The organism is Stenotrophomonas sp. Sm10 (genome assembly GCF_030985515.1).
Lineage (GTDB): Bacteria > Pseudomonadota > Gammaproteobacteria > Xanthomonadales > Xanthomonadaceae > Stenotrophomonas > Stenotrophomonas hibiscicola.
In genome coordinates this window covers 20,178-38,465 of the sequence record NZ_JAPTFO010000016.1, presented here as the reverse complement: position 1 = coordinate 38,465, position 18,288 = coordinate 20,178, and the positions used below count along the sequence as shown (strand labels likewise).

Genomic DNA, 18,288 nt, shown 5'->3' with positions numbered 1-18,288 from the left:
CGAGCGGGGTCGGATCCGTTTTCCATCGGAAACGGCGCTGACCCCCAGGGTTTGCCGGGGTTGCCGGCCAGCGGGCGGCACTATCGCAGGTAGCGGCGCCTCAACGGACCTCGCTGACCACCGTCGGCAGCGTCCAGTGCCCACCCGCAACGCCCCGGCACTGCCCGGTGGTGAACTCGCTGCTCTTCACGAATCGCGCGCCATCCCAAGCCCAGTCGTGGCCGGAGAAGCAGTCACCGACGCCGCGCCCACGGAAGCGACCGCTCAACGTAGCGTCGTCGCGATCGAAGTCTTCTGCATCGGACGTGACGAAGCGTGCTTCGTACGGCGGCTTGTCCTGCACTACCCAGTAGCCGCTGCTGAAGTTGTAGGCACCCACGAAGCAGCTGGTGCTTGCCAGCAGATGTTGGGCGTCCAGTCGCTGGATCTCGATCTCATCCGTCCCGCCCTCGCTCAGGCGGCCGCACTCATCCGGTTTGGGCAGGCTGGCGATCAGTGCCTTGCGCAGGCCCGGTGCTTTCGCCAGTGCCGCGTCCGAGGCGCGCGGTGCCACCAGCGTGCCGCGCACGATCACTGGCACCGGCAACGCCGCAGGCACGCCTGCTTCGGGCTTGTCGCCACGCCGCACCAGCGCACCGGGGGTGCCCAGCCGGCCCTGTGCCTCGTCCATCTTCAGCAGTACGGCCGCTGCACCGCGGTCGGAGATCGGCCAGGCCTTGCCCTTGCCGTCGATGATCTCGATGCGTGCCTGGCGCGGCAGTGCGGCGACCAGTGCATCGGTCTGTGCCTGCTGCAACAACACTTTGTCCCCGTCGCCGGTGTCGCGCACCGGGCCCAGGTCCTTGCCGTTCAGGCGCAGGCGCAGCGCCCCGGTCGGCGTCGCGCTTTCGCCATCCTCGCCATTGCGCAGCCGCGCGAGCACCTTCGTACCCGGGCCGCCGGCGCGCTCAAGCATCAGGCTGAGCAGGTTGCCGCGTTCTTCCGGACTGTAGCCGGCGGCGCGGCAGGTGCGGGTGTTGTCACAGGCCAGCGACCAGTCGTTGTGTTCGAATTCGACCCCGGGCCTGGGCTCAGGCGTCGCGGAGTGGGCGGCCGGGGCCACGGTGAGTGCCATCAGCGCGGTCAGCAGGGTGCGGGTCATGGATGGAAGTCCGTTCCAGGGCAGGCAAGCATGGAAGATGCGGTCGTGAAATCCAAATGCTGCTGGCCGAAGAGCCAAGGTGCCTCGTCAGCAGCGGTAGCCGACCGGGAGAGTGGTGCACGTTATGATGTGCAGGTCTTTCGTAACCGGCGATGCCGATGTCCCTTGCCGCCGATGCTGTGCAGCCCGCCTCTGATACGCCGATGATCCGCCGCCGCGATGCGGTCGTACCCGGCAGTTGGCCGGAGGGCACGCTGCCGCTGCTGGCGCGTCTCTATGCCAGCCGGGGTGCGGGCACACCGGAGTTGGCGCAGCCGAAGCTGGGCAATCTGCACGCGCCTGAGCTGCTGACCGGCATCGATGATGCGGTGGGTCTGCTGATCGAGGCCATCGCCAACGACAAGCGCATCCTGGTGGTCGGCGATTTCGATTGCGATGGCGCCACCGCCTGTGCGGTCGGCGTGCGCGGTCTGCGCATGCTCGGTGCGCAACACGTCTTCCACGCGGTGCCGAACCGCATGGTGCATGGCTATGGCCTGTCACCGTCGCTGGTGGAAGAGTTGGCCGCGCTGCAGCCGGACCTGCTGGTCACGGTCGATCACGGCATCGCCTGCCATGCGGGCGTGACCGCGGCCAAGGCACGCGGCTGGCAGGTGCTGGTCACCGACCATCACCTTCCCGGGCCGCAGCTGCCGCCGGCCGATGTCATCGTCGATCCGAATCTGGACGGTGATGCGTTCCCGAGCAAATCGCTGGCAGGCGTCGGCGTGATCTTCTACGTGCTGATGGCGCTGCGCCGGCACATGCGCGAGGCAGGTGTCTTTGCGGATGGCAAGGGCCCGGACCTGACCACGCTGCTGGACCTGGTGGCGGTCGGGACCGTTGCCGACCTGGTGGCGCTGGATCCGAACAACCGGGCACTGGTCAGCGCGGGCCTGCGCCGTCTGCGCGCAGGGCAGGGCTGTGTGGGCCTGCGTGCACTGATCGAAGCCAGTGGCCGGGATGCCGCGCGACTGACCGCCACCGACATCGGCTTCGCACTCGGCCCGCGCCTGAACGCCGCGGGCCGGCTGGAAGACATGGCGCTGGGCATCGCGCTGCTGCTGACCGAAGACCCGCGCCAGGCGCGCGAGATCGCGCAGACGCTGGAGCAGATCAATGCGGAACGGCGCGCCGTGCAGCAGTCGATGACCGATGACGCCGAGCAGGCGTTGACCCGGGTGGTGCTGGACATGGCCGGTCAGCGACCGGTGGCGGCCTGCCTGTTCGATGCTGACTGGCATCCGGGTGTGGTCGGCCTGGTCGCATCGAAGATGAAGGATCGCCTGCATCGCCCGGTGATCGCCTTCGCCCCGGCCGAACCCGGCGCCGAGATCCTGCGAGGCTCGGCGCGCTCCATTCCCGGCCTGCACATCCGTGACGCCCTGGCGCTGGTCGATGCGCGCCATCCGGGCCTGATCGAACGCTTCGGTGGCCACGCCATGGCGGCCGGCCTCAGCCTGCGGCGTGACCACGTCGATGACTTCAAGGCCGCCTTCGTCGCGGTGGTGCTGGAAATGCTCGATCCGGCGGCACTGCAGCAGCAGGTGCTCAGTGACGGCGAGCTGGCCGCGGACGAGCTGGACCATCGCCACGCCGACGCGTTGCGCTTGGCCGGACCTTGGGGCCAGGGCTTCCCCGAACCGTTGTTCGACGGCTACTTCGAAGTGGCCAACTGGCGCGTGCTGAAGGAGCGCCACCTCAAGCTGGAGCTGCGCCTGCCGGGCGTACCCGGCACCATCAACGCCATCCATTTCGGCGGCTGGCACGGCAACGCGCCATCACGTCACGTCCACCTGGCCTACCGGCTGGCCTGCGACGACTATCGCGGCGGCAGCGCCATCCAGCTGATCGTGGAGCACTGCCTGCCCGCATAGAAAAAGGGGACGGAGGGGATTAAGCCGCTTTTGCCTTGTATGCCAATTGCGACTTAATCCCCTCCGTCCCCTTTTTGGGGGGGGGCGCCAACCCCATTACGGTTGCTGGTGCGTTCAAAGGTCCACGATCCCACTGGAGCCCGGTCATGGTCTTCGCCCGTTGCTGCACTGTGTTGTTGTTGGCCCTTGCGGCCTGGCCCGCTGGCGCACAGTCGCCGACGATCTCCCGGCCGCAGTCCGCCACGCCGCTGCTGATCGCGCCGGCGGCTGAGCAGCCGGTTCAATTACGACAAGCCCGCATCGAAGGCGAAGTGCAGGCCGGCATCGCCCAGACCCGGATCACGCTGGAATTCCACAACCCCAACCGGCGGGTACTGGAGGGCGAGCTGCAGTTCCCGCTGGCCGATGGCCAGCAGATCAGCGGCTTCGCGCTGGATATCAACGGCGAGATGCGTGACGCGGTGCCGGTGCCCAAGGACCGCGGCCGCCAGGTGTTCGAGGAGATCGCCCGTCGTGGCGTCGACCCGGGGCTGCTGGAACAGACCGCCGGCAACCAGTTCCGGCTGCGCATCTATCCGCTGCCGGCCGGCGGCAGCCGGCGCGTGCAGCTGGTGATCCGCGAGTCGTTGGCCTTCGCCGGCCAAGGCTGGCAGTGGACGCTGCCGCTGCAGTTTGCCGCCGGTGCAGCCTCGGTTGAGCTGAAACTGCAGGCCCCCGTCACGGCCACCGCGGGTACGGCGCCATTCCGCATCAGCGCGGGCCAGCTGCAATGGCAGGGCAGGGGTGCGCAGCTGCCGCAACAGCTGCAGTGGCAGCTGCCGGCAGCCCGCCAGGCACAGGTGCAGGTGGCGCCCTGGCAGGACGGCCATTACCTGCTGGCGCAGCTGCCGGTGGCGGCCAGCAGCACACCGCGCACGTTGCCCAGTGAGATCGGGTTGCTGTGGGACGGCTCCGGCTCGGCGGGGCAGCGTGACCGCACGCGCGAGTTCGCCCTGCTGGATCGCTACTTCGCCGCGATGGGTGACGGCACCGTGGCGTTGACCGTGCTGCGCGATCGCGCCGAACAGGTGAGTCGATTCCGTATCCGCGCCGGCAACTGGAATGAACTGCGCGCAGCCCTGCAGGCCGTGCGCCCGGACGGTGCCAGCGCGCTGGCCCAGTGGCAGCCGCAGCCGAGTGTGAAGGAATACCTGCTGGTCAGTGATGGCCTGCTGACCTATGGGCCGGAGCAATTGCCGACGCTGGCACCGGATCAGCGCCTGTTCGCGATCAGCAGCGCCGGTGCCCGCACCGATGCCGTGCGACTGCGCGGCTGGAGCGAATCCCATGGCGGTCGCTTCGTCGCGCTGGGCAAGGATGTCGATGCGGCGGCGCACGCGTTGCTGGCATCGCCGCTGGATGTGCAGGTCGATGCGGGACGCGGCGTGCAGGATGTAGTGATCGATCGGCGCAGTGAAGCTGACGGCTGGCTGTGGCTGCACGCACGACTTGCAGCCGACGGTGTGCCGATGCGGGTGCGCGTTGGCGACGGTGAGTGGGAAGCGCTGTCAGCGACGCAGAAGAGCAAGGACGGTGAACTGCTGGCCGGTTTGTGGGCGCAGGCGCGCCTGCAGCAACTGGCCGTCGACCGCCGCGGCAACCGCGAGGCCATGCAGCGCCTGTCGCAGCAGTTTGGCCTGGTCGGGCCGGACACCTCGTTGATCGTGCTGGAGACGCTGGAGGACTACCTGCGTTATGCCATCCGTCCGTCCGGCAAGCTGCGCGCGGACTACGACGCGCGGTTCGCACGGCAGGTGACAGACCGCGCCGCTGCTGATCGCCAGCGCCTGGATGAGCTGGCGGCACGCTGGAAGGAGCGGCAGCAGTGGTGGAACCGCAGTTGGCCGAAGGGAGCGCCGCCGCAGGTGAAGGGTGGGGCACTGGAAGTGGCCTCCGCGGACTACGCGATGGAATCGGCGCCGGTGGCGACGCTCGCCGCGCCGCCCCCCGCGGCACCGCCCGTCCCGGCACCGATGGCCGCCGCCGCCGAGCAGCGCATGGAAGCCAGCAGCGCGCGTGCACGTCGCTCGGCGCCTGCATCGAACAAGGCCCTGGATTCAATCACGGTCACGGGTGGCCGTGTCGCTGCGCCCGCTGCCGCCAACGAGGGCGAGCTCGGCATCCAGCTGGCGGCCTGGCAGCCAGACTCGGCCATCGCCCGGCGCCTGCGCCAGGGCCCGCCGTCGCAACTGTATGACCGCTACCTGGCCGAGCGCGATGCCCACGCCGACAGCAGCGCCTTCTTCCTTGATGTGGCCGACCTGCTGCTGGCGCAGGGTCGGCGCGACCTGGCGCTGCGTGTGTTGTCGAACCTGGCCGAGATGGACCTGGACAACCGCCACCTGCTGCGCGTGCTCGGCTATCGGCTGATGCAGGCCGATGCCCCCGCGCTGGCGGTGCCGGTGTTCGAGCAGGTGCTGGCGATGGGCCAGGAAGAACCGCAGAGCTTCCGCGACCTCGGCCTGGCACTGGCGGCGGCCGGCAAGCCGCAGCAGGCGCTGGCGCCGCTGTACCAGGTGGTGGTGCGGCCGTGGGACAGCCGCTTCGATGGCATCGCCCTGATCGCCTTGGATGAACTGACCAATCTGGTGGCCCGCAGCACGCCCCGGCTGGATACCACCAGCATCGACCCGCGCCTGCTGCAGGCGATGCCGCTGGACCTGCGGGTGGTGCTGTCGTGGGATGCCGACAACAGCGACATGGACCTGTGGGTGACCGATCCGAACGGCGAGCGCGCCTACTACGGCAACCGCCTGACCTACCAGGGCGGGCAGATGTCGCAGGACTTCACCGGCGGCTATGGTCCCGAGCAGTTCTCGCTACGCAATGCCAAGCCGGGCAAGTACAAGGTGGAGGCGAACTACTTCGGCAGCCGCCAGCAGCTGGTGACCGGGGCGACGACGCTGATGCTGCGCCTGACCACCCACTGGGGCACGTCGAAGCAGAAGGACCAGATGGTCACGATGCGGTTGAAGGACCGCGCCGAAACCGTGCTGGTGGGCGAGTTCGAGGTTAAATAGTCAACTGCCCCAAGTGGCCGTCCGAGGGTGGACCAAGGAAGACCCTCGTCGACGCCGCTCTGGGGCAAGGAGGCCCTGTGTGGGGTCGGCTGCAGCCTGGCCGGCTCCCCGCGCCAAGGCGGGTACCGCCTGCCTGAATGCAGCGCCGACACATCACGCTCGAGCCTCCCCGGCGCAGGCCCAGGCCCTCATTCCGGGCGCCCACGGCCTGCGGTATCATTACCAGTCATCTTTTGAATGCATAACCGCCGACATGATCGAACTGAATCCTGTCCGCCAGCGCATCACCGATCTGACCGATCGCGTGCTGTCGCTTCGGGGGTATCTTTGACTACGACGCCAAGAAAGAGCGTCTTGAAGAAGTAACGCGGGAGCTGGAAAGCCCCGACGTCTGGAACAACGCCGAGTACGCCCAGAACCTGGGCCGCGAGCGTTCCAGCCTGGAAAAGACCGTGGGCGGGATCGCCTCGGTGCTCGATGGCCTGAACGACGCCACTGAACTGCTGGAGCTGGCCGAGTCCGAGCAGGACGAGGACACCGCACTGGCCGTGGTCGCCGACTTGGACAAGCACCAGGCGCACGTCGAGAAGCTGGAATTCCAGCGCATGTTCTCCGGCGAGATGGACAATGCGGCGGCGTTCGTCGACATCCAGGCCGGTGCCGGTGGTACCGAAGCCCAGGACTGGGCCGAGATCCTGCTGCGCATGTACCTGCGCTGGTGTGAATCGCGCGGCTGGAAGACCGAGCTGATGGAAGTTTCCGGTGGTGACGTCGCTGGCATCAAGTCGGCCACGCTGCGCGTGGAAGGCGACTATGCCTATGGCTGGCTGAAGACCGAGACCGGCGTGCACCGCCTGGTGCGCAAGTCGCCGTTCGACTCGGACAACCGCCGCCACACCAGCTTCACCTCGGTGTTCGTGTCGCCGGAAATCGATGACAACATCGACATCACCATCAACCCGGCCGACCTGCGTACCGACGTGTACCGTTCGTCCGGTGCCGGTGGCCAGCACGTCAACAAGACCGAGTCGGCGGTGCGCATCACCCACATCCCGACCAACATCGTCGTGGCCTGCCAGACCGGCCGCAGCCAGCACCAGAACCGCGACAACGCGATGAAGATGCTGGCCGCTAAGCTGTACGAGCTGGAGATCCAGAAGCGCAACGCCGAGAAGGACGCGGTGGAAGCCACCAAGTCCGACATCGGCTGGGGCAGCCAGATCCGCAACTACGTGCTCGACCAGAGCCGTATCAAGGATCTGCGTACCGGCATCGAGCGCTCGGATACGCAGAAGGTGCTCGACGGCGACCTGGACGAGTTCGTCGAGGCCAGCCTGAAGGCCGGCCTGGCCGTGGGCTCCAAGCGCGTCGATGCCTGATCGACGCGCCTGCCCGGATAGCATCGCCTTCCGCAACGGAGGGCGATGATGCGCAGCGAAAGTGAACGCAAGGAACTGGGCGGCTTCCTTAAGGCCTGCCGCGCCCGTGTCGACCCCGCCACCCTCGGCCTGCCGGCCGGGCGCCGGCGTACCCCGGGCCTGAAACGCGAGGAAGTCGCGCTGGCGATCGGGGTCAGTGTCAGCTGGTACACCTGGATCGAGCAGGGCCGTGAAGTGCGCGCCTCGCCCGAGGTGCTGGAGCGGCTGGCGCAGGTGCTGCGCATGAGCGACGACGAGCGCGCCTACGCGTTCGCGCTGTCCGGCTACGGCGTGCCGCTGGAGTCGCCGGACGAGAGCGTGACCGATGGCCTGCGCCAGTTGGTGGAGGCGATGCAGCCGATCCCGGCCTACGTGCGCAACACCCGTTTCGACATCCTGGCCTGGAACCCGGCCATCGCCGATCTGTTCGTGGACTACAGCCAGTTGGCGCCGCACGAGCGCAATACGCTGCGGCTGATGTTTCTGTACCCGCCGTACCGCACGCTGATCCTCAACTGGGAAGAAATGACCCGCGGCCTGCTGGCAGGTTTCCGTGCGGCGATGGCGCAGGCGCCGGACAAGGCGCCGTTCCTGGCGCTGGTGGAGGACATTGCCGCGCACAGCGAGGAATTCCGTCAGTGGTGGCCGGAGCACGACGTGCGGCGGTTCGATGAAGGTGCGAAGAAGTTGAACCATCCCACGCGCGGGTTGCTGGACCTACAGTACGTGGCGCTGGTGCCGGAGAGCCGGCACGATCTTTCCCTGGTGACTTACCTGCCGCGGAAGTAGGGGGTGTTCGGCAGGGCTTGCAGCCCTGCCAATCTCCATTCAGACAGGTAAGTGCAGGTCACAGGATAAGCAGACGCCTTGTTGCCTCCGCCAATCGGGTCCACATTCCTGCGCAGGAGACGGGCCACCGCCCGTTGTCGAGACACCAGGAGCCCTGCATGTCCGCTGCCCCCACCACCGCCATTTCCCGCGATCCGGCCACCGGCCGGCAGATCGCCAGCCATCCCTTTGCCACCGATGCCGAGCTGGAAACAATCCTCGATCGCGGCCAGGTTGGCTTCGCCGCCTGGAGCACGAGGAGCCTCGAACAGCGTGCAGACGTATTGCGTGCGATGGCCGCGGTACTGCGCCGCGACCGTGAAAAGCTGGCTGCGCTGGCTACCGCCGAAATGGGCAAGGTCCAGGCCGAATCCCTGGCCGAAATCGAGAAGTGCGCCGTGCTGTGCGACTGGTATGCCGACCACGGTGCGCAGTTCCTGCGCGACGAGCCGACCCAGGTGCCCGACGACAAGGCCTACGTGTCCTACCTGCCGCTGGGCGTGGTGCTGGGCATCATGCCGTGGAACTTCCCGTACTGGCAGGTGATGCGCGCGGCGGTACCGATCCTGATGGGCGGTAACGGCTTCCTGCTGAAGCCGGCCGAGAACATCGTCGGCACCGCGCAACTGCTCGATGCCGCCTGGCGTGATGCCGGGCTGCCGGAAGGCACCTTCATCGCCGCCAACATCAGCCGCGAGGGTACCAGCCGTGCGATCGCCGATGACCGCATCGCCGCCGTCACCCTGACCGGCAGCGTGGCCGCCGGCCGCAGCATCGCCGCCCAGGCCGGGCAGGCACTGAAGAAGGTAGTGCTGGAGCTGGGTGGCTCGGATCCGTTCATCGTGCTGGCCGACGCCGATCTGGACGCCGCCGTAGATGCCGCGGTCACCTCGCGCTTCCAGAACACCGGGCAGGTCTGCATCGCCGGAAAGCGCATCATCGTCGAAGACGCGGTCTACGACCGTTTCGTGGCGCAGTTCTGCCAGAAGGTGCAGGCACTGAGCATCGGCGATGGCCGCGACCCGGCCAACCGCATCGGCCCGATGGCCCGCCAGGACTTGCTGGAACAGCTGGATGCGCAGGTACGCGCCTCGGTGGAGGCCGGCGCGAAGCTGCTGGTCGGCGGCCATCAGCTGGATCGCCCGGGCGCGTTCTACGCCCCCACCGTACTGGCCGACGTGGAGCCGGGCATGCAGGCCTTCGATACCGAGACCTTCGGGCCGGTGGCCTCGATCAGCCGCGCCCGTGATGCCGACCACGCGGTGGAACTGGCCAACCAGAGCGAGTTCGGCCTCAGCGGCAACCTGTGGACCGGCGACCGCGCCCGAGCCATGCAGCTGGCCCGCCGGCTGCAGACCGGCGGTGTGTTCGTCAACGGCTTCTCCGCTTCGGACCCCCGCGTGCCGATCGGCGGCGTGAAGAAGAGCGGCTTCGGCCGCGAGCTCTCGCACTTCGGCATCCGAGAATTCGTCAACGCGCAGACAGTGTGGTTCGACAAGCATTGACACGCGGCTCTCATCCTTCCTGCAACGATCCACCATCAGTCCAGCACAAAGGACGGCATCCGATGTCCAAGGGTTCAGATCTGCTCGTCGCCGCACTTGAGAACGAAGGCGTCGAGCGCATTTTCGGTATTCCCGGCGAAGAAAACCTCGACGTGGTCGAGTCGCTCCGCCATTCCAGCATCGAACTGGTCATCACCCGCCACGAACAGGCGGCGGTGTTCATGGCGGCCACGTATGGCCGCCTGACCGGCAAGCCGGGCGTATGCCTGGCAACGCTCGGTCCGGGCGCGCTCAACTTCACCACCGGCGCCGCCTACGCGCTGCTCGGTGCGTGGCCGGTCATCATGATCACAGGCCAGAAGGGCATCGTGGCCAGCAAGCAGGCACGCTTCCAGATCGTCGACATCGTCAGCACGATGAAGCCGCTGACCAAGCAGGCGCGGCAGATCGTCTCGGCGCGCACCATCCCGACCATCGTCCGCGAAGCGTTCCGTGTGGCCCAGGAGGAGCGCCCGGGCCCGGTGTTGCTGGAGCTGCCCGAGGATATCGCCGCCGATGAAGTAGAAGGGGTGTCGCTGATTCCGCCGCATGCGGTGGAGCGGCCGATTGCCAGCCCCGAGGCGCTGGACCGCGCCGCGGAGATCATCCGCAATGCCAAGCGGCCGTTGCTGATGATCGCTTCGGCGGCGTCGCGGCCGCAGTCCAGCGAGGCGCTGTCGGCGTTCGTACTACGCGCCGGCATTCCGTTCTTCACCACGCAGATGGGCAAAGGTGCGGTGGCCGGCGGCTCGGGCCTGTACATGGGTACCGCGGCGCTGACCGAACGCGACTACGTGCACATGGCCATCGACCAGGCCGACGTGATCGTGACCATCGGCCATGAGGTCACCGAAAAGCCGCCATTCGTGATGCGTCCAGGCGGGCCGACCGTGATCCATATCGGCTACTCGCAGGCGGCGGTGGAGCAGGTGTACTTCCCGCAGGTGGAAGTGATCGGTGACATCGGCCGTTCGCTGACCCAACTGGCCGACCGCATCGAAGGCGCGGTGCCCCATGCCGATGCGCTGCTGCCGCTGCGCGCGACCATCCTCGAGCACCTTGCCGATCGCGCCGAGGACGCTGGTTTCACCCCGCAACGACTGGTGCACGACGTGCGCCAGGTGATGCCGCCGGACGGCATCGTGGCGCTGGACAACGGCATGTACAAGATCTGGTTTGCGCGCAACTACCGCACCCAGGTGGCCAACACATTGCTGCTGGACAACGCGCTGGCGACCATGGGCGCGGGCCTGCCGTCGGCGATCATGGCCTCGATCCTGTACCCGCAACGGCGGGTGCTGGCGGTGTGTGGCGACGGCGGCTTCATGATGAACAGCCAGGAGCTGGAGACGGCGCGCCGGCTGGGCCTGAACCTGGTGGTGCTGATCCTCAACGACGGTGCCTACGGCATGATCCGCTGGAAGCAGGCGGTGGATGGTTTCACCGACTACGGCATGACCTTCAGCAATCCCGATTTTGTGAAGTATGCCGAGGCCTATGGCTGCAAGGGGCATGAGGTGACGGCCATCGAGCAGTTCGTCCCGACCCTGGAGGCGGCCTTCAACGAGGGCGGGGTGCACCTGGTGTCGGTGCCGGTGGACTATTCGGAGAACCAGCGGGTGCTGGTGGATGAGTTGCGGCAGGCCTTCCCCGGCAACAGGTAGACATCCAGGGCCAGGCAGGGTCCCGGAGGCGGTCAGATTCCTTTGCGCAGCAGGGGGATCTGACCCCTCTCCCGGCTGGGGCTGGACGGTTTTGGTATGCTGGGCAACCGGCTGTGCCGGGCGCAAGATCCCCCTCACTACACGATTCCCGCAGATCCATGAGCGAAGCTACCGATACCCCCCCCGTCGACGAAAACAAGTTGATCGCCGAGCGCCGTGAGAAACTCAAAGCGCTGCGTGGGCAGGGCATCGCGTATCCGAACGATTTCCGTCGCGAGGACTTCGCCGGCCGCCTGCAGGAAGAGTTCGCCGATGTCGAACAGTGGACCGCCGAGGCGCTGGAAGGCAATGGCCGCCAGGTGAAGATGGCCGGCCGCCTGATGGCCAAGCGCATCATGGGCAAGGCCAGTTTCGCGCAGATCCAGGACGAGTCCGGCCGCATCCAGTTGTTCCTGCAGGGCACGGTGCTGGGCGATGCCTATACCGCCTTCAAGGGCTGGGACGTGGGCGACATCATCGCCGTCGAAGGCGGCCTGACCCGCACCAGGACCGGCGAGCTGTCGGTCAAGGCCGAATCGATCCGCCTGCTGACCAAGTCGCTGCGCCCGCTGCCGGACAAGTGGCATGGCCTGGCCGACGTCGAGCAGCGCTATCGTCAGCGCTACGTCGACCTGATCGTGACCCCGGAATCGCGCGCGGTGTTCATCAAGCGCTCGAAGATCATCCGCGCCATGCGCGCCTGGCTGGACAGCCGCGACTTCCTGGAAGTCGAGACGCCGATGATGCATTACATCCCCGGCGGCGCGGCGGCCAAGCCGTTCACCACCCACCACAATGCGCTGGACCTGGACCTGTACCTGCGTGTGGCGCCGGAGCTGTACCTCAAGCGCCTGACCGTGGGTGGCCTGGAGCGCGTTTACGAGATCAACCGCAACTTCCGCAACGAAGGCGTCAGCACCCGCCACAACCCGGAATTCACCATGATGGAGCTGTACGAGGCCTACGCCACGTACAACGAGATCATGGACCTGACCGAAGGCGTGATCCGTGACGTGGCCAAGGCCGTCAACGGCAGCACCGAGGTCGAGTGGGACGGGGCGAAGATCGACCTGGGCCCGGCGTTCCGCCGTTGGCGCATGGACGAAGCGGTGCGCCACCACAACCCCGAGATTTCCGTCGCCGACTGCACCGACCGCGACGCGCTGCTGCGCCATTGCGAGCGCCTGAAGATCCGCGTCAAGCCGTCCTACGGCTGGGGCAAGCTGCTGCTGGAGATCTTCGAGGCCACCGTCGAGCACACCCTGATCCAGCCGACCTTCATCACCGACCACCCGGTGGAGGTCTCGCCGCTGGCTCGTGCCAACGACAACGACCCGGGTTACACGGATCGCTTCGAGCTGTTCGTCAACGGCAAGGAGCTGGCCAACGGCTTCTCCGAACTGAACGACCCGGAAGACCAGGCGCAGCGTTTCCAGGCCCAGGTGGCCGCGAAGGAAGGCGGCGACGACGAGGCGATGCACTACGACGCCGACTACATCCGTGCGCTGGAGTACGGCATGGCCCCGACCGGTGGCCTCGGCATCGGCGTGGATCGCCTGGTGATGCTGCTGACCGGCAGCAGCTCGATCCGTGACGTGCTGCTGTTCCCGTACATGCGTCCGGAGCAGTAAGTCGTCTTTTTGACCCCTGTTTGTGCGCGCCGTCGCGAAATGAGACGGCGCGATTGACGCCTCCCGCACTCGGCGTATCGTTAATGCACTACCTTGACGTCTGTTATGGCTTGATCGGCGCCAGGGGGAGTGCGCATTGTGGAGAGTCCGCTTCACAATGTGATGACGATCATGAACCGGGACGCATGACACGGGAGTCTGGCCGATGCAGGGTGCGAGCGTTCGCAGCGGCAGGGTATCCTCGCCTGCTGATGATCCAGCATGGTCGAGAAACCAGGCGGAGTACGCGTTGAACATCGTCATTGTTGACGACCAGACGTCCGCGCGGACGATGCTGCGTCATGTCATCGAAGACATCGCGCCGGAACTGAGCGTGCATGACTTCGGGGATCCGCTGACCGCATTGGCCTGGTGCGAGGCGCACCCGGTCGACCTGCTGCTGCTCGATTACCGCATGCCGGAGATGGACGGGCTGGAGTTCGCCCGCCGTTTCCGTCGCCTGCCCAAGCACCGCGATATCCCGGTGATCCTGATCACCGTGGTCGGCGACGAGCCGATTCGTCAGGCGGCGCTGGAAGCGGGGGTCATCGACTTCCTGGTCAAGCCGATCCGCCCGCGCGAACTGCGCGCGCGCTGCTACAACCTGCTGCAGCTGCGCCAGCAGACCGAGAACGTGAAGCAGCGCGCGTTGTCGCTGGAGCAGCGCCTGCTGGCCAGCATGCACGAGGTCGAGGAACGCGAACGCGAGACCCTGTCGCGATTGGCACGGGCGATCGAGTTCCGAGATGCCGGCACCAGTGCCTACCTCGAACGCATGGCGCGCGTGGCGGGGCTGATTGCCGAGCAGCTGGGCCTGCCCGAAGACGACGTGCGCCTGATCGAGATGGCCGCACCGCTGCATGACATGGGCAAGATCGCCATTCCCGACGCGGTGCTGCTCAAGCAGGGCAAGCTCAATGACGAGGAGCTGGCGATCATGCGCCGGCATCCACGCATCGGCCACGAGCTGCTTAGTGGCAGCCAGAACCGTTTCATCCAGGTGGGCGCGCTCATCGCGCTGCGCCATCACGAGCGCTATGACGGCAGCGGCTATCCCGACGGCCTGGTCGGCGAAGCGATCCCGCTGGAAGCGCGGATCGTTGCTGTCGCCGATGTCTTCGACGCACTCATCTCACCCCGTCCGTACAAGGAAGCATGGACCATGGAAGCCACACTGGCCTATCTGTACGCACAGCGTGGCCGCCTGTTCGATCCACGCTGCGTGGATGCGCTGATGCGCGGCCGCCAGCAGTTGATGGACATCTGCGCCCAGCACTCGACGGCATCGACGCGACCGGGTGGGTGACATGCAGGACCTGTTCGCACGCGTGAAGCGTCGGCTGGCGCAGCGTCCGGATTCGGAACATGGCCAGGCGATCGTGCGGGTGGTGCTGATCTCGCTGATCCTGATCTATGTTCTGCTGTCCGGTGCCCGCCTGCACCGGTTGGATCAGTACCAGGGCGTGCTGGCAACGGTAGTGACCGGCCTGGGCCTGTCGCTGCTGCTGTTCGGCTGGCTGCTGTGGAGGCCGCAGCGCTCGGACCCGCGACGGGTGGCCGGGATGCTGGCCGATTACGGACTGATCGCGATCGGCATGATCCAGATGGGTGAGCCGCTGGCGTGGGTGTATGCGGTGGTGATGTGGGTGACAGTGGGCAACGGCCTGCGCTTCGGGCCGCGGTACCTGGCCGCTGCCGTCGTGCTGGCCATGGCCAGTTTCGGCACTACGGTGCTGTTGACCCCTTACTGGCAGGCCAACCTGGGCCTGGCGGTTTCACTGTGGCTGGGGCTGTTGGCGGTACCGTTGTGCTGCTCCTCCCTGCTGCGCCGAAGGATGCGACATCCGACCATGGATACGACGCCCGCCACTGGCTCCGACAAGCGCTCGCTGCTGGCCCGCTTCAAGCAGCGCCTGTCCGGGCGCGAGGACAGCGAGCACGCGCAGAACCTGATCCGCATCATCATCACGGCGCTGTTCATCAGCTATCTCGGCTGGCGCTCGCTGAGCGGTGGCGGTGAGGCGCTGACTGCGACGTGGCTGATCCTCGCCTTCGAGCTGACCATTTCCGCAGGCCTGCTGGCCGCGATCCTGGTCAATCCGGGCGTGTCGCATGTGCGCCGGGTGATCGGCATGCTGACCGACTACACCTGCATGGCCTGGATCATGACGATCCAGGGCGAGCCGGCCGCACCGCTGTATGCGGTGATGCTGTGGGTCACGATCGGCAACGGCATGCGCTACGGCAGCACCTACCTGCGCGTGGCCACGGCCATGGGCTGCCTGGCGTTCCTGTGCACGGTGATGCTGTCGCCCTACTGGCGCAGCCACGACTATCTGGGCTGGGGCCTGCTGCTGGGCCTGGGCGCGATTCCGCTGTACTTCGATTCGCTGTTGCATGCCTTGACCCGGGCGGTGGCCGAGGCGCGCCAGGCCAACGAAGCCAAGAGCCGCTTCCTGGCCAACATGAGCCATGAGTTCCGCACGCCGCTGAACGGGCTGGCGGGCATGACCGAAGTACTGGCCACCACCCGCCTGGACGACGAACAGCGCGAGTGCCTGAACACCATCCAGGCCTCGACCCGCAGCCTGCTGGCGCTGGTGGAAGAGGTGCTGGACATCTCCGCGATCGAAGCCGGCAAGGTGCGCGTGGAGTCGCACGAGTTCGCACTGGCCGACGTGCTGCAGGCGATCAACCTGATCCTGACCCCGCAGACCCGCTCCAAGTCGCTGGACTATCGCGTGCAGGTGGACGACAACGTGCCGCCGCGCCTGCTGGGTGATGCCGGGCATCTGCAGCAGATCCTGCTGAACCTGATGGGCAACGCGGTCAAGTTCACCGACAGCGGCTACGTGCATCTGCGCGTGTCGAGCCCGGACGCGCCGGGCAGCCAACGGATGCGCCTGCGATTCGAGATCGTCGATACCGGCATCGGCGTGCCGGTGGCGCTGCGTGGGCGCCTGTTCAATGCCTTCGAGCAGGGTGATGTCGGCCTGGCCCGTCGCCATGAGGGCACCGGCCTGGGCACGGCCATTGCCAAGGGCCTGGTCGAGTCGATGGGCGGGCAGGTCGGCTATGTACCGAACAGCCCGCGCGGCAGCGTGTTCTGGGTCGAGATCACGCTGGACGTCGCAGAGACCGCATCAGCCCCGGCGGTTCCGTCCGAGGTGGCTGAAGCCGGCAATGTCATCGCGTTTTCCAACCCCTTCCTGCGCCATCGTGCACGGGTGCGCAGCCTGCGGGTCCTGGTGGCCGACGATCACGAGGCCAACCGCATGGTGCTGCAGCGGCTGCTGGAGAAGGCCGGCCACAAGGTCACCTGCGTCAACGGCGGCGCCGAAGTGCTCGATGCGTTGGAGCAGGCCAGTTACGACGCAGCGATCGTCGACCTGCACATGCCCGGCATGAGCGGACTGGATCTGCTCAAGCAGTTGCGGGTGATGCAGGCCAGCGGCATGCCTTACGTTCCGGTCATGGTGCTGAGCGCAGACGTCACCCCCGAGTCCATCCTGCGTTGTGAGCAGGCCGGCGCCCGCGCCTTCCTTGCCAAGCCCGTGGTGGCCACCCGCCTGCTGGAAGTGCTGGCCGATGTCGCCGCCAACACCCGCGCCGAGCCCGGCATCCAGTCGGTGCCTGCATTGCCGGTCGGCGATGGCGTGCTCGATACCGCGGTGCTGGACGAGCTGGCGTCGCTGGGCATGGGCGATGGCTTCGAACGCAAGTTCATCGACCAATGCCTGGCGGACGTCGACGCGAGCATGGGCCAGCTCCAGGGCTGCGGCGAGCGCCAGGCCTGGGAGGATTTCCGCGAGCATGCACACGCGCTGCGCGGTGTGGCGAGCAACCTGGGGCTTGTCCAGGTTGCCGCCTCCAGTGGCGAAATCATGCGCATGGCGGACTGGCAGCTGAAGGGTGAATGGAGCGCCCGCCTCAGCAACCTGGCGACCGCTCTGCGCAACGGCAGGAATGCGTTGGATGCCCGTAGTGCGGGGGCACCGCACCGCGACGACAGCGAGCGCAGCCCGTCCTGACCCGCCAGACGATCAGGCCGGGTCGCCATTGCGTCGGGCCTGCGCCCGTACCAGCCGGTCCATGGTGCGCAGGGACTTCTCGCCGAGCTGCATCGCAGTGTCTACCCAGATCTCGGTGATCCGCATCATTTCATGCAGCGGCACCATGGTGGCGATCTCGTTGACCTCACGCATCGCCGCCCAGGCGTGCGGGATGCGTCGGCTTTCCTTGATCACCTGTTCGACTGCGGCAACACCTTCGCCCACCGGCACCACGATGTCGACCAGGCCCATTTCCTTCAGCTGGCTGGCGGTGTAGAGGTTGCCTTCCAGCATGATCTTCTCCGCCAGCCGCGGACTGATCCGCTGGCACAGGAAGGAGTAGGCGCCCATGCCGGGGAACAGGTCGAACAGCACCTCCGGCAGGCCCATCAACACGCCTTCCTCGGCGACGATGGTGTGGCAGCTCAGTGCGGCCTCGAAGCCGCCCCCCAGTGCATTGCCCTGGACCAGGGCGATGCTGTGGGCACGGGTGCCCAGGCCGGCATGGAAGGCATGCACGCCGCGCACGCAGCGCTGGGCATAGTCGAGCAGGCGAGCGCGGTCGCCCTCGCGGATCAGGCGGCAGAACAGTTCGAGATCGCCGCCCAGGTTGAACACGTCGCTGTCCGAGGCAAGTACGACATGGGGTGACAGAGCATGCGAGGCGCTGAGGCGATCGCCCAGTTCGCGCTGGTAGTCGACGATGTCATCGACCAGGCGCGAGGCGAAGCACGGCCGGCCTGGCTGGTTGACCAGGTTGGCGTGCATATGGATCCAGTAAACGTCCCGCTCGGGTTCTTCGGTGATACGCAGGGTAGGGTGCTGCGAGGGACGGGTAATGATGGGGCGTACTGCAGACATGGGAGTTCTCCGTGTGACCGTCCGGCCAACCGCAGAGCGGACGGAGAGGAGTGAGGGGGCGAGCTGAACATGCGGCGGCGACTGATTCTATGCACC

The 18,288-nt window shown here is 66.9% G+C and carries 11 protein-coding genes; 9 read left to right on the top strand and 2 right to left on the bottom strand.

Features of this window, described 5'->3' with window-relative positions:
* Window positions 1–100 precede the first annotated feature (100 nt).
* Complete coding sequence (locus O0J15_RS06890) at window positions 101–1,141, bottom strand: DUF1176 domain-containing protein (RefSeq protein WP_308305356.1); 1,041 nt, start codon at window positions 1,139–1,141, stop codon at window positions 101–103.
* A gap of 158 nt (window positions 1,142–1,299) precedes the next feature.
* On the opposite strand from O0J15_RS06890, the gene recJ reads away from it, so the two are divergent.
* From recJ to O0J15_RS06845, 9 genes are all read left to right on the top strand, one after another.
* On the top strand, window positions 1,300–3,057 hold the full coding sequence (gene recJ / locus O0J15_RS06885; RefSeq protein WP_155029474.1) for a single-stranded-DNA-specific exonuclease RecJ: 1,758 nt from the start codon (window positions 1,300–1,302) through the stop codon (window positions 3,055–3,057).
* 146 nt (window positions 3,058–3,203) lie between these two features.
* Window positions 3,204–6,116, top strand: a complete 2,913-nt coding sequence (locus O0J15_RS06880) for a VIT domain-containing protein (RefSeq protein ID WP_308305355.1) — start codon at window positions 3,204–3,206, stop codon at window positions 6,114–6,116.
* 253 nt (window positions 6,117–6,369) lie between these two features.
* A protein-coding gene (prfB, locus tag O0J15_RS06875; RefSeq protein ID WP_014037064.1) for a peptide chain release factor 2 occupies window positions 6,370–7,495 on the top strand; the annotation gives its coding sequence in 2 pieces (ribosomal slippage) (window positions 6,370–6,444 and window positions 6,446–7,495; 1,125 coding nt in all).
* A 45-nt stretch (window positions 7,496–7,540) separates the two neighbouring features.
* Window positions 7,541–8,323, top strand: a complete 783-nt coding sequence (locus tag O0J15_RS06870) for a helix-turn-helix transcriptional regulator (RefSeq protein ID WP_019661470.1) — start codon at window positions 7,541–7,543, stop codon at window positions 8,321–8,323.
* Between the two features lie 158 nt (window positions 8,324–8,481).
* Window positions 8,482–9,867 carry an NAD-dependent succinate-semialdehyde dehydrogenase gene (locus O0J15_RS06865; protein ID WP_308305354.1) on the top strand — a complete coding sequence of 462 codons (1,386 nt, stop codon included), beginning with the start codon at window positions 8,482–8,484 and terminating at the stop codon, window positions 9,865–9,867.
* A 62-nt stretch (window positions 9,868–9,929) separates the two neighbouring features.
* On the top strand, window positions 9,930–11,570 hold the full coding sequence (locus tag O0J15_RS06860) for an acetolactate synthase large subunit (RefSeq protein ID WP_134735679.1): 1,641 nt from the start codon (window positions 9,930–9,932) through the stop codon (window positions 11,568–11,570).
* Window positions 11,571–11,728: 158 nt separating this feature from the next.
* Window positions 11,729–13,240, top strand: coding sequence for a lysine--tRNA ligase (lysS, locus tag O0J15_RS06855; RefSeq protein WP_164145259.1), 1,512 nt, complete (start codon window positions 11,729–11,731; stop codon window positions 13,238–13,240).
* A gap of 205 nt (window positions 13,241–13,445) precedes the next feature.
* Window positions 13,446–14,585 (top strand): two-component system response regulator, encoded by a 1,140-nt coding sequence (locus O0J15_RS06850; protein WP_019661474.1) that lies wholly within the window; start codon window positions 13,446–13,448, stop codon window positions 14,583–14,585.
* 544 nt (window positions 14,586–15,129) lie between these two features.
* Complete coding sequence (locus O0J15_RS06845) at window positions 15,130–17,310, top strand: response regulator (RefSeq protein ID WP_180878023.1); 2,181 nt, start codon at window positions 15,130–15,132, stop codon at window positions 17,308–17,310.
* A 12-nt stretch (window positions 17,311–17,322) separates the two neighbouring features.
* On the opposite strand, the gene O0J15_RS06840 is transcribed toward O0J15_RS06845, so the two are convergent.
* A complete protein-coding gene (locus tag O0J15_RS06840; RefSeq protein WP_012480080.1) occupies window positions 17,323–18,192 on the bottom strand; it encodes a crotonase/enoyl-CoA hydratase family protein in 870 nt (289 codons plus the stop codon).
* Window positions 18,193–18,288: the final 96 nt, after the last annotated feature.

Excerpts from the sequence above, each read along its gene's own strand:
- O0J15_RS06890 (WP_308305356.1), bottom strand. The coding sequence starts at position 1,141 with ATGACCCGCACCCTGCTGACCGCGCTGATGGCACTCACCGTGGCCCCG.
- recJ (WP_155029474.1), top strand. The coding sequence starts at position 1,300 with ATGTCCCTTGCCGCCGATGCTGTGCAGCCCGCCTCTGATACGCCGATG.
- O0J15_RS06880 (WP_308305355.1), top strand. The coding sequence starts at position 3,204 with ATGGTCTTCGCCCGTTGCTGCACTGTGTTGTTGTTGGCCCTTGCGGCC.
- O0J15_RS06870 (WP_019661470.1), top strand. The coding sequence starts at position 7,541 with ATGATGCGCAGCGAAAGTGAACGCAAGGAACTGGGCGGCTTCCTTAAG.
- O0J15_RS06865 (WP_308305354.1), top strand. The coding sequence starts at position 8,482 with ATGTCCGCTGCCCCCACCACCGCCATTTCCCGCGATCCGGCCACCGGC.
- O0J15_RS06860 (WP_134735679.1), top strand. The coding sequence starts at position 9,930 with ATGTCCAAGGGTTCAGATCTGCTCGTCGCCGCACTTGAGAACGAAGGC.
- lysS (WP_164145259.1), top strand. The coding sequence starts at position 11,729 with ATGAGCGAAGCTACCGATACCCCCCCCGTCGACGAAAACAAGTTGATC.
- O0J15_RS06850 (WP_019661474.1), top strand. The coding sequence starts at position 13,446 with ATGCAGGGTGCGAGCGTTCGCAGCGGCAGGGTATCCTCGCCTGCTGAT.
- O0J15_RS06845 (WP_180878023.1), top strand. The coding sequence starts at position 15,130 with ATGGATACGACGCCCGCCACTGGCTCCGACAAGCGCTCGCTGCTGGCC.
- O0J15_RS06840 (WP_012480080.1), bottom strand. The coding sequence starts at position 18,192 with ATGTCTGCAGTACGCCCCATCATTACCCGTCCCTCGCAGCACCCTACC.